General features: G+C 62.8%; 8 protein-coding genes and 1 tRNA gene. 7 read left to right on the top strand and 2 right to left on the bottom strand.

The features are described from left to right. Positions 1–285: 285 nt before the first annotated feature. The 3 genes from gltB to pyk all read left to right on the top strand — a co-directional run bounded on the left by gltB (position 286) and on the right by pyk (position 7,965). Positions 286–4,905, top strand: coding sequence for a glutamate synthase large subunit (gene gltB, locus AOZ07_RS10100; RefSeq protein ID WP_372627791.1), 4,620 nt, complete (start codon positions 286–288; stop codon positions 4,903–4,905). Then, positions 4,898–6,367 carry a glutamate synthase subunit beta gene (locus AOZ07_RS10095; protein ID WP_060701882.1) on the top strand — a complete coding sequence of 490 codons (1,470 nt, stop codon included), beginning with the start codon at positions 4,898–4,900 and terminating at the stop codon, positions 6,365–6,367. Before gltB ends, AOZ07_RS10095 begins: the two co-directional genes overlap by 8 nt. A gap of 86 nt (positions 6,368–6,453) precedes the next feature. Then, a complete protein-coding gene (gene pyk, locus AOZ07_RS10090) occupies positions 6,454–7,965 on the top strand; it encodes a pyruvate kinase (protein ID WP_060701881.1) in 1,512 nt (503 codons plus the stop codon). Between the two features lie 187 nt (positions 7,966–8,152). On the opposite strand, the gene AOZ07_RS10085 is transcribed toward pyk, so the two are convergent. After that, positions 8,153–8,234, bottom strand: a tRNA-Leu gene (locus AOZ07_RS10085). Between the two features lie 188 nt (positions 8,235–8,422). Here AOZ07_RS10085 and AOZ07_RS10080 point away from each other — a divergent pair. The 4 genes from AOZ07_RS10080 to AOZ07_RS10065 all read left to right on the top strand — a co-directional run bounded on the left by AOZ07_RS10080 (position 8,423) and on the right by AOZ07_RS10065 (position 11,456). Further along, a complete protein-coding gene (locus tag AOZ07_RS10080; RefSeq protein WP_060701880.1) occupies positions 8,423–9,040 on the top strand; it encodes an ANTAR domain-containing response regulator in 618 nt (205 codons plus the stop codon). A gap of 304 nt (positions 9,041–9,344) precedes the next feature. Then, positions 9,345–10,577, top strand: coding sequence for an inorganic phosphate transporter (locus AOZ07_RS10075; RefSeq protein WP_060701879.1), 1,233 nt, complete (start codon positions 9,345–9,347; stop codon positions 10,575–10,577). Then, positions 10,574–10,822: a hypothetical protein gene (locus tag AOZ07_RS10070; RefSeq protein ID WP_060701878.1), complete on the top strand. Its 249-nt coding sequence runs from the start codon at positions 10,574–10,576 to the stop codon at positions 10,820–10,822. The genes AOZ07_RS10075 and AOZ07_RS10070 overlap by 4 nt, the downstream gene beginning before the upstream one ends. Before the next feature lie 88 nt (positions 10,823–10,910). After that, a complete protein-coding gene (locus AOZ07_RS10065; protein ID WP_060701877.1) occupies positions 10,911–11,456 on the top strand; it encodes a dihydrofolate reductase family protein in 546 nt (181 codons plus the stop codon). A gap of 20 nt (positions 11,457–11,476) precedes the next feature. On the opposite strand, the gene AOZ07_RS10060 is transcribed toward AOZ07_RS10065, so the two are convergent. Continuing rightward, positions 11,477–11,962, bottom strand: coding sequence for a hotdog fold thioesterase (locus AOZ07_RS10060; protein WP_060703407.1), 486 nt, complete (start codon positions 11,960–11,962; stop codon positions 11,477–11,479). Positions 11,963–11,984: the final 22 nt, after the last annotated feature.

The raw sequence follows: 11,984 nt of genomic DNA, 5'->3' as shown, positions 1-11,984 counted from the left end.
TCTGAAACACAAACGGTCGCACTGGAGAAACAAAAATTGCGTAACGTGTGATGTTGGCATCGCGATGGGCCCTCAACCCCTGGAGCGGACCTGCGATGCAGTACCACAACGAGGTGGGAAATGTTCGTCCCCGAAACCTCGATACGCAGGCATACCCCGCTTGGCACTGTCGATACGTTTCAAGTCGATGAGACATTCAGGCGGCCGGTCGCCCTTGCAAGAAATATACTCTTTGCCTAAGGGGTCGGCGCGCCTATCCTGCATGAACCACAGAAAGGCACGCTCATGAGCATGACCGGAGTCCAAATGAACGCCTCGCCAGGCTATGGCGAGGACGTTGCCTCGCCATACACCCGCTTCGCGGCGCTGCCCGGCGCGCAGGGGCTGTATGACCCAGCAGCTGAAAAGGACGCCTGCGGTCTGGCAATGATTGCGTCCCTGAAAAACGAATCCAGCCACGACATCGTCGTGCACGCGCTGACCGCTTTGCGCCGCCTGGAACACCGCGGCGCCATCGGCGCTGACGAAGGCACTGGTGACGGTGCAGGCATCCTGCTGCACATGCCCGACGCGTTCTTGCGCAGCGCCACGAGCTTCCCGCTGCCTCAGGCCGGATCGTACGCCGTGGGCATGGGCTTTTTGCCAGCGGAAACCAAGGAGCGCGAATTCGCGCAGTCCGAACTTGAAAGCCTCGCTGCCGAAGAGAACCTGTCGGTATTGGGCTGGCGCGAAGTGCCAGTCGACGCCTCGGTCCTGGGCGCTTCGGCCCGCAAGGTCATGCCCTACATCACCCAGTTCTTTGTCGCCTCGCCTGCCGGAGCACCGGCCTTGAGCAGCCGCGAACTCGATGCAGCGGCCTGGCGCATCCGCCGCCGCGCGCACAACAAGATGGGCGTCTACTTCGCCTCCTTCTCCGCGCAGTCCATCGTCTACAAGGGCATGGTCTCCACCGCGCAGCTCGAGCCGTTCTACCCGGACCTGTCCGAGGCGAGCTTCACCAGCCGCTGCGCGATCGTGCACTCGCGCTTCTCCACCAACACCTTCCCTTCGTGGCCGCTGGCCCAGCCGTTCCGCACCATCGCGCACAACGGCGAGATCAACACGGTTAAGGGCAACCGCAACTGGATGCGCGCCCGCCAGTCCACCCTGGACTCCACGCTGCTGGGCGAAGTGCCCGAGGAGCTGTTCCCGATCTGCACCCCGGGTGCCTCGGACTCGGCCAGCTTCGACGAAGTGGCCGAAATGCTCATGCTCTCGGGCCGCAACGTGACCGAAGCGATCATGATGATGATCCCTCAGCCATGGGAAAACGACACCCAGATGGATGAGGACCTGCGTGCCTTCTACCAGTACCACTCGATGCTGATCGAGCCATGGGATGGCCCGGCAGCAGTGTGCTTCACCGACGGCCAGATGGCCGGCGCCGTGCTGGACCGCAATGGCCTGCGCCCGGCCCGCTGGTGGGTCACCGATGACGACCTGGTCGTGCTGGCCAGCGAGGTCGGCGTGATCGACGTGGCAGAGGAGCACATTGTCTCCAAGGGCCGTGTCGCCCCGGGCAAGATGTTCGCCGTCGACCTGAATGCCGGCCGCATCGTTGAAGACTCCGAAATCAAGGCCGAGGTCGCCGCGGCCAAGCCATGGCGCGAATGGGTCTCGCACAATATGAAGACCCTGGCGGACTTCCCGGACCTGGAGCACGTGCGCCACAACTCGGCTTCCGTGCTGCTGCGCCAGCTGACCTTCGGCTACACCACCGAAGAACTGCGGGTGCTGCTCGCCCCGATGGCCACCGCCGGCGCCGAGCCGCTGGCCGCCATGGGCACCGATACGCCGATCGCGGCCCTGGCAGACCGCCAGCGCCTGCTCTTCGACTACTTCACCCAGTCCTTCGCCCAGGTCACCAACCCGCCGCTGGATGCCATCCGCGAAGAGCTGGTCACCTCGATGCGCACCACCATCGGGCCCGACGGCAACCTGCTGAGCCTGGACAAGGTTCCGCAGACCCAGATCGCCTTGGACTACCCGGTGTTGACCAACGACCAGCTGGCCAAGATCGTGAACCTGCGCGACGAGTCCGGATCCAAGCTCTCGCTGAAGGTCCGCGGGCTCTACCGCCCGGCCGGCGGCGAATCAGAGCTGCGCGCCCGCCTGCAGGAAATCTGCGAGAAGGTCTCCGCTGCGGTGAACCGCGGCGTGCGCTACATCGTGCTTTCCGACCGCGATTCTTCCGCGGCCTGGGCTCCGATCCCTTCCTTGCTGCTGACCTCGGCGGTCCACCACCACCTGCTCAAGAGCTCGAACCGCACCCGCGCCTCGCTGATCATCGAATCCGGCGACGCCCGCGAAGTGCACCACATTGCGGTGCTGATCGGCTACGGCGCTGCCGCGATCAACCCGTACCTGGCGCTGGAATCGGTGGAGCAGATGGCCGAAGAGGGCGAGCTGCCAGGGGTTGACGGCCCAACCGCCAACTCGAACCTGATCAAGGCCCTGGGCAAGGGCGTGCTGAAGATCATGTCCAAAATGGGCATTTCCACGGTCTCCAGCTACTGCGGCGCGCAGACCTTCGAAGCCGTGGGCCTGTCCCAGCGCGTGGTCGACCAGTACTTCACTGGCACCACCACCAAGCTCTCGGGCATCGAACTGGATGTGGTGGCCGCCGAGGCCGCTGCCCGCCATGCCCGCGCCTACCCGGAAATCGACGGTGCGTCCCAGGCCAACGAGCTTGAGGTCGGCGGCGAATACCAGTGGCGCCGCGAGGGCCCGCCGCACCTGTTCGACCCGCAGACTGTTTTCCGCCTGCAGCACTCCACCCGAACCCGCCGCTATGACGTGTTCAAGGAGTACACCAAGGCAGTGGACGACCAGGCCGCGCAGCTCAAGACCCTGCGCGGGCTGCTGAAGCTGAAGACCGAGGGCATCACCCCGATCGACATCGACGAGGTGGAGCCGGTCTCCGAAATCGTGAAGCGCTTCGCCACCGGTGCGATGAGCTACGGCTCGATCTCCGCCGAAGCCCACGAGACCCTGGCCATCGCCATGAACCGCTTGGGCGGCAAGTCCAACACCGGCGAAGGCGGCGAGGATCCGGAGCGCCTGCTCGACCCCGAGCGGCGCAGCGCGGTCAAGCAGATCGCCTCGGGCCGTTTCGGCGTGACCAGCTTGTACCTGACCAACGCGGATGACATCCAGATCAAGATGGCCCAGGGCGCCAAGCCGGGCGAGGGCGGCCAGCTGATGAGCCAGAAGCTCTACCCCTGGATCGCCAAGACCCGCCACTCCACCCCGGGTGTCGGGCTGATCTCCCCGCCACCGCACCACGACATCTACTCGATCGAGGACCTGGCCCAGCTGATCCACGATGCCAAGTGCTCCAACCCTTCGGCGCGCGTGCACGTGAAGCTGGTCTCCGAGTCCGGCATCGGCACCGTGGCCGCCGGCGTGGCCAAGGCCAAGGCCGACGTGGTGCTGATTTCCGGGCATGACGGCGGCACCGGCGCTTCGCCGATGAACTCGCTGAAGCACGCGGGCACCCCATGGGAGCTCGGCCTGGCCGAGGCCCAGCAGACGCTGATCCTCAACGGCTTGCGCGATCGCGTGACCGTGCAGGTCGACGGCCAGCTCAAGACCGGCCGCGACGTGCTGATCGGTGCCCTGCTGGGTGCCGAGGAGTTCGGTTTTGCCACCGCGCCGCTGGTGGTTTCGGGCTGCATCATGATGCGCGTCTGCCATCTGGACACCTGCCCGGTGGGCGTGGCGACACAGAACCCTGTGCTGCGCGAGCGCTTCAGCGGCAAGGCCGAATTCGTGGTGAACTTCTTCGAGTTCATCGCCCAGGAAGTCCGCGAACTGCTCGCTTCCCTGGGTGCGCGCACCCTGGACGAAGTGATCGGCCGCGTGGAATTGCTGGAAACCGACGCCGAGCAGCTGGGCGCGCACCGCAAGGTCACCGGCCTGGCGCTGGAGGCAATCACCCACCAGCCCGCTGTTGAGCTTGCTGCCCGCCGGCGCCGCATTGGCCAGGACCACGGATTGGACAACCACCTGGACCAGCGCCTGCTGGCTGCCGCGACCCCGGCCTTGTCCGATCGCATTCCGGTGACCATCGAGGCGCCGATCGTGAACACCGACCGTTCGGTGGGCACGCTGCTGGGCCACCACGTCACCAAGACCTTCGGGCTGGAGACCCTGGACGAGGACACCATCACGGTGAACCTTGCCGGGCGTGCCGGCCAGTCGCTCGGCGCCTTCCTGCCCGCCGGTGTCACCCTGTCCCTGGACGGCGACGCCAATGACTACGTGGGCAAGGGCCTGTCCGGCGGCAAGATCGTCATCCACCCGCCAACGAGCACCACTTCCGCACCGGAAGAACAGGTGATCGCCGGCAACGTGGTGGGCTACGGCGCCACCAGCGGCTCGATGTTCATCAACGGCATGGTCGGCGAACGCTTCGCTGTCCGAAACTCCGGGGCGAGCATCATCACCGAGGGCATCGGCGAACACGGTTGCGAGTACATGACCGGTGGCGAGGTGCTGATCCTGGGGGAGACCGGCCGCAACTTCGGCGCGGGCTTCTCCGGCGGTGTCGCCTGGGTCGTCGACTTCGACGAAGCCAAGCTCAACCCGCTGGCAGCCAGCCAGGGCGACCTGCTGATCACCCCGATCACCGACCAGGAAGCCGAGCGCATCCACGAGCTGCTCACCGAGCACATCGCCCAGACCGCATCGCCATTGGCACAGCGCCTGGTGCTGAATTGGGAAGAAACCCGCAACCGCATCACCAGCATCACCCCGCGCGACTTCGCAGCCGTGCAGCAGGTGCGCAGCGATGCCGAAGCCAACGGGCAGAACCCTGATTCGCCACAGGTATGGAACAAGATTTTGGAGGTGACCCGTGGCTGATCCACGCGGATTCCTGAAGGTGACCGAGCGCGTCACCCAACCTAAGCGCCCCGTACCGGTGCGCCTGATGGACTACAAGGAAGTTGTCGAACGGCAGAAGGACGGCACCCTGCAGCAGCAGGCGTCGCGCTGCATGGACTGCGGCATTCCGTTCTGCCACCAGGGCTGCCCGCTGGGCAACCTGATACCGGAGTTCAACGACCTGACCTACAAGGGCCGCTTGGATGATGCGGCAGCCCGGCTGCTGTCCACCAACAACTTCCCGGAGCTGACCGGCAAGCTCTGCCCTGCACCGTGCGAGTCCTCCTGCGTGCTCGGGATCAACCAGCCTGCGGTGACCATCAAGCAGGTTGAGGCCGAACTGGCCGAGCACCTGATGGATGCCGGGGACTTTGTCCCGCAGCCGCCAGCGCGCCACACCGAGCACCGTGTCGCCATCGTGGGTTCGGGCCCTGCCGGACTGGCTGCCGCCCAGCAGCTGACCCGTGCCGGACACACTGTGGCCGTATACGAACGCGATGAGGCCATCGGCGGGCTGCTGCGCTTCGGCATTCCGGACTTCAAGCTGGAAAAGCAGATCATCGATCGCCGCCTGGACCAGATGCGCGAGGAAGGCACGATCTTCCGCACCGGCATCGAAATCGGCAAGGACATCACCTGGAAGCAGCTGCAGCGCGACTACGACGCGGTGATTGTTGCCACTGGTGCCACCGTGCCACGCGAGCTTCCGGTACCCGGCAACAAGCTTGAAGGCGTGCACCACGCCATGGAGTTCCTCACCGACAACAACCGCGTTGTTGCCGGTACCAGCAGCGAGCGCAAAATCGATGCCAAGGGCAAGCACGTGATCATCCTCGGCGGCGGCGACACCGGCTCGGACTGCATCGGCACCGCTTTGCGCCAGGGCGCGGCCAGTGTTACGACGCTGGCCATCGGCAAGCAGCCGGGCACCGAACGCAGCGAAAACCAGCCGTGGCCAATGATGCCAGTGCTCTTCGAGGTGCAGTCCTCGCACGAAGAAGGCGGCGAACGCAGCTACCTCGCGTCGACTGTGAACTTCGTCGCCGGCGAGGGAACTGAGCAGAACAAGGTGATCGGTGTTACAGTTGCAGAGACAGAATTTGTTGCTGGCAAGCGCCTCCCGAAGCCTGGAACCGAACGCGTCATCACTGCGGATTTGGTTTTGCTTGCCCTCGGGTTCACCGGGCCTGAAGTTTCAGGGCTGGACGAACAGGTCAGTATCGAATTCGACAACCGGGGCAACGTCGCCCGAGATGGCTACTACAAGACGAACACCGAATCGGTCTTCGTCGCCGGAGACGCCGGTCGGGGACAGTCGCTGATCGTGTGGGCTATCGCCGAAGGCCGCGCTTGCGCAGCTTCGGTCGATCAGTTCCTCATGGGCTCGACCACCCTTCCTGCACCGGTAGCTCCAACCGATAGGGCCATCAGCATCATTTGAGTGTCATAGGCTTGAATGCGGCGCACCCGATATCCGGGTGGGCCGCATTTTGCCTATGTGAACATGAAAGGCATTTGGCTGACGGAATGAGACGCGCAAAGATTGTGGCAACCTGGGGTCCAGCCCTGGCGAGCTATGAAAACACTGTAGCGGTACTAAAAGCAGGCGTGGATGTAGCACGCTTGAACATGAGCCATGGAGACCACTCCATGCACGCGCAATCGCTGGCGAACGTGCGCAACGCGGCAGCGGAGATCGGCCGTGCGGTCGGCATCTTCGCCGACCTGCAGGGCCCGAAGATCCGTTTGGGCCGCTTCAAGGACAACGCGAAGTACATCCTCGAAGCTGGCGAGGAATTCACCATCACCATTGATGATGTGGAAGGCACCCGAAACCTGTGCTCGACCACTTTCAAGGGCCTCCCAGAAGATGTGAAGCCAGGGGATTTCCTGCTGGTCAACGACGGCAAGGTCAAGCTCAAGGCTGTTGAGGTTGACGCGACCTCGGTGCGCTCGGAGGTCATCGTCGGCGGCGAAGTGTCCAATAACAAGGGCATCAACCTGCCGGGCGTCGCAGTGAACGTACCCGCATTGAGCGAAAAGGACGAGGACGACCTGCGTTGGGCACTGCGTGCCGGCGTCGACATGGTCGCTCTGTCCTTCGTGCGCAACGCAGAAGACATTTCGCGCGTGCACGAAATCATGGACGAAGAAGGCCGCCGCGTACCGGTGATCGCCAAGATCGAGAAGCCGCAGGCCGTGGCAGCGCTGGAAGAGATCATCAACGCGTTCGACGCCATCATGGTGGCCCGTGGCGACCTCGGCGTGGAATTGCCGCTGGAAGAGGTTCCCGTGGTGCAGAAGCGCGCTGTTGAGCTCGCACGCCGCTGGGCCAAGCCGGTCATCGTTGCCACCCAGGTGCTCGAATCGATGATCGAGTCGCCAACTCCGACCCGCGCCGAAGCTTCGGACTGCGCCAACGCAGTTCTCGATGGCGCGGACGCAGTCATGCTGTCGGGGGAGACCTCGGTTGGCGCCTACCCGGTGGAAACCGTGGAAACCATGTCCCGCATCATCTCTTCCACCGAAGAGCACGGCCTGGATCGCATCCCGCGCCTGGGCTCCAAGCCCAAGACCCGCGGCGGTGCCATCACCCGTGCCGCTGTGGAGATCTCGGATCAGCTCGATGCGAAGTACATTGTGGCCTTCACCCAGTCCGGCGACTCGGCACGCCGCCTCTCGCGCTTGCGCCCGAAGAAGCCTGTGCTGGCGTTCACCCCGCTGCAGCAGACCTACAACATCATGACCCTGATGTGGGGCATCCAGGCTCGCCTGGTGGCTTACGCGGACCATACCGACAAGATGACCGCCCAGGTGGACGAGGCGCTGCTCTCCGAGGGCTTGGCTGAGATCAACGACCTGGTCTGCATTGCCGCCGGTTCCCCTCCAGGGCAGGCAGGCTCCACCAACTCGCTTCGCGTGCACAAGATCGGCGATCTGGCCGATGCAGGCCAGCTGGTTGACGGCAAGCCAATGCCAGCCCGCGAGAAGGTTGGCCCATGGGCAGCGGAGAATGTTTCAACTCCTGAGTCCCTGTAGCAGCAGCTTTTTACGCTGAGACCTTAAAAGTTCCGCTGCCCGACGCCATATGGCATCGGGCAGCGGAACTTTTTGCTTGGCTGGGACTGAAATCCACTGGTGTGGACTCGGTCACAGCCGCATCGATTTTGGGCGCAAAAAAACCGCTGGACCGGAGAAAATCTCCGGTCCAGCGGCTGCTTCGCTGTGCCCAAGGTGGGACTCGAACCCACACATCTTTCGATACCGCATTTTGAGTGCGGCGCGTCTACCGATTCCGCCACTTGGGCTGGCACTTTGACTACTTTACTAGAGGTTTTCCAGAATTCCTAATCAGGATCCTCGCGTCTTCGCCTGAACCAGAGTACATGCAAGTAGGCTTGTATGTGAAACCGAGGCAACGTGGCTTCGCTATCGGAAACCATCTATTTGCTGTCCCTCGCACGGACAGGATTTTTGACCATGGAGGAAGACGCCAATGAGCGAACTACCCGAAATCACCCGAATTCCATCCGAGGTGCAGTCCACCCCGCGTCGTGTTCTCGTTGCCGAAGATGAAACCCTGATCCGACTGGATATTGTCGAAATCCTGCGATCCGAAGGCTATGAAGTTGTCGCCGAGGCCGATAACGGGCAAGCCGCTTTGGACAAGGCCCGCGAGCTCAAGCCGGATTTGGTGCTCATGGACGTGAAGATGCCGGTGATGGATGGCATTACCGCTGCCGAGGCGATCGTCAAGGAGCGCATTGCCCCGGTGGTGCTGCTGACCGCGTTCAGCCAGAAGGAACTGGTGGAACGTGCCCGCGAAGCCGGCGCCATGGCCTACGTGGTGAAGCCTTTCACCCCGGGCGATCTGACTCCGGCCATCGAGATCGCCATCTCGCGCAATGACGAGCTGCGTGCCCTGGAAGAAGAAGTCAGCAACCTGGCTGAGCAGTTCGAAACCCGCAAGCTGGTTGATCGTGCCAAGAGCCTGTTGATCACGAAGATGGGGCTGACCGAGCCAGAAGCGTTCCGCTGGATCCAGAAGACCTCCATGGACCGCCGCCTGAGCATGCGACAGGTAGCCGAAACCGTGGTCGATCAGGTCAAGTAGGCAACAACGGCTCGTGCCGCTGCTGAAGATGTGCGTTATGACACCCTATGTTTTGACGCACATTTTCCATGTCACCCCAATGTGGCGCAGCGGTCACAGGGCTGCAGGCCCTGCTGTGATGTTCAAAGTTAATCCAAATTTTGCCAGATGCTGGTTGACTGCCTGGATTGACGAACAGCCCAGTACGCCTAAGATTGAAACTGCGCTTGGAACCAAGTCCTGCACCACACTGATTTTCGCAGGGGATCTTAATTCGAAGCCCGCACACTTTCCCTTGCCGTTCGACCCTTCAGGCTGGTACTAAATGGATTTGACGCTAATCGTCGTCCTGGTCATCGCCTTGGCGTTGTTTTTCGACTTCACCAACGGTTTTCATGACACGGCCAATGCGATGGCCACCCCGATCGCAACCGGTGCAATTTCCCCCAAGAAGGCAGTTGCCCTCGCCGCAATTTTGAATCTGGTCGGCGCTTTCCTCTCCACCGAGGTAGCAAAGACCATCTCTGGCGGCATCATCAACGAAGACCCCACCACCGGCGTGGCCATCGGCCCGGCCATGATCTTCGCGGGCCTGATGGGCGCGGTGATCTGGAATCTTCTGACCTGGCTGCTGGGCCTGCCATCGAGCTCCTCCCACGCACTGTTCGGAGGCCTGGTCGGTGCAGCTATTGTCGGTGCCGGCCTGGCTTCAGTGAACTACGGCGTGCTGCTCTCCAAGGTCTTGCTCCCGGCCATTTGCGCGCCGATTATCGCTGGCGTCTCCGCCTACCTATGCACCAAGCTGGCCTACGCCATCACCAAGCGGCAAAGCGGCGCCTCGCCTAAGCGCGGCGGCTTCCGCTACGGACAGATTTTCTCCTCCTCGCTGGTGGCACTCTCGCACGGTACCAACGATGCGCAGAAGACCATGGGCATCATCACCCTGACCTTGGTTGCCTCGGGGCTGCAAGAATCCGACTCCGGCGTGCACCTGTGGGTTGTGGCCGCTTGTGCTTTTGCGATCGCCCTGGGTACTTACACCGGTGGCTGGCGCATCATCCAGACCATGGGTTCGGGCTTGACCGATGTGAAGCCTGCACAGGGTTTCGCCGCGGAGGTTTCCACCGCTTCAGCCATCTTGGCTTCCTCGCACCTGGGCTTCGCATTATCGACCACCCAGGTGGCTTCCGGTTCTGTCATCGGTTCCGGATTGGGCCGCAAGGGCGGCGAGGTTCGCTGGGGGACTGCCGGGCGCATTGCCCTTGGCTGGCTCTTCACCTTGCCGGCTGCAGCGATCGTCGGCGGCCTGGCCGCATGGATCACCCATCTGGGCACCCCGGGCGTGGTGATCGTCGCGATCCTGGGCCTGGCGGCAATGCTGACCATCTGGTTCGTGTCCCGCAAGCAGCCTCACGGTGCCGAGACGACCATGTCCGACATTGACAACTCCGGCGCAGCGGTGAACATCTTGACCAAGAAGCAGCGTCGTGCCAAGGCCAAAGCCGAAGCGCAGCAGGCAAAGCTTGCTGCAGTGCAGAAGGAAGCTGATAACTCATGATCGACTGGGCCTCCTTTGGGATCGTTGCCGTTGTCACGTGGATTTCGGCAATGCTGATTGTCGCCGCATATTCGTTCGGGGTGCGCCTTTTGGCCGTGGCCAAGGACGAAGGTCGGAGCACGAGCCTGAGCAAGAGCGCAGCGTACGCCTGCTTCGTTGTTGCCGGCCTGATCGTCGCCTTCGGCGTCGTGCTGATCGTGCCGCAGCTGAGCGAAGCCATTCTGGGTTTCTCCTCAAGCCACTAGCGCAAAAACCGGTCGCCCGCTTTCGGGCGTTCGGCTGGTAAGAACAACTTGATATTGCCTTCAACGGAGGCACCCCTAGACTGGAGCCATGACAAGCTTCAAGTACTACGTGGGTGCCTCCGTTGATGGTTTTATCGCAGATGGCAGCAAAGATGCGCACTGGTTCACCACGTTCGCCCAGCAACCGGGTGTGAAAAAGCATTTTGACCAGTTCTTCGAAAGCGTCGGCGCGGTCGTGATCGGCGGGAAAACCTACGCCGATATCGCCCGCGAAGTCGCCGAGGGCCGGATGGAGTGGAAGTTCGGGGATAAGCCTGTTTGGGTCTTCACCCACCACGAACTGCCGACCCTTCCCGATACCGATCTGACCTTCATTCGTGGCGAATTCGGCTTCTGGAGCCGGGATATTGCGCGCAGCGCTGGCGCCGGTGACGTGTGGATCGTCGGCGGGGCGGATGTGGCCGGCGGTTTCGTCGAAGCGAAAATTCTCGATGAACTGATCGTGGTGACCGTGCCGGTGGTGCTCGGGGAAGGGACCAGCATTTTCGGGCGCGGCATCAGCACCCAGCTCTCGTCGCTGAGCGTCACCGATCTGGGTGGCGACATCTTCCTGTCCCGCTACTCGGTCGACTAGCGGCCCGGCTGGCTCGGCAATTAGCGGTCGAGCGGCAAGAGCATGTTGGTGATGCGCGCCGTGGCGATCCGCTGGCCCGCATCGTTGCTGATGATGATCTCATGGCATGTGCTGCGCGCGCCTAAATGCACCGGCGTGCACTGGGCCGTGACCACCCCGGAGCGCCCCGCCTTGTGATGAGTGATGTTCAGATCAACGCCCACCGGCTGGGAGGTTCCGGCCCCATGCAGCGCCGCGGCCATCGAGCCGAGCGTTTCCGCCAGTGCTGCCGAGGCCCCGCCGTGCAGGATCCCGTAGACCTGCGTGTTTCCGGCCACCGGCATGGTGGCGCTCAGCCTTTGAGGGCTGAACTCGGTGAAGACGATCTGCAATTTCTCAACGAGTTCGCCGACGCCATTGTGGGTGAGATAGGGCCAGATGGATTCCGGAACTCCGTGCCGGGCCAGCTGGTCGGCGAAGGGATGTGCCGAAGATTGCGTGGGTTGCGGAGTGAAATTCTCGTTCATGGCCACTAGGCTTTCAGGTGTG

Origin of the sequence: Glutamicibacter halophytocola, from assembly GCF_001302565.1 — a bacterium.
In the GTDB taxonomy this organism is placed as follows: Bacteria; Actinomycetota; Actinomycetes; order Actinomycetales; family Micrococcaceae; genus Glutamicibacter; species Glutamicibacter halophytocola.
This window is presented reverse-complemented; position numbering and strand designations above follow the sequence as displayed.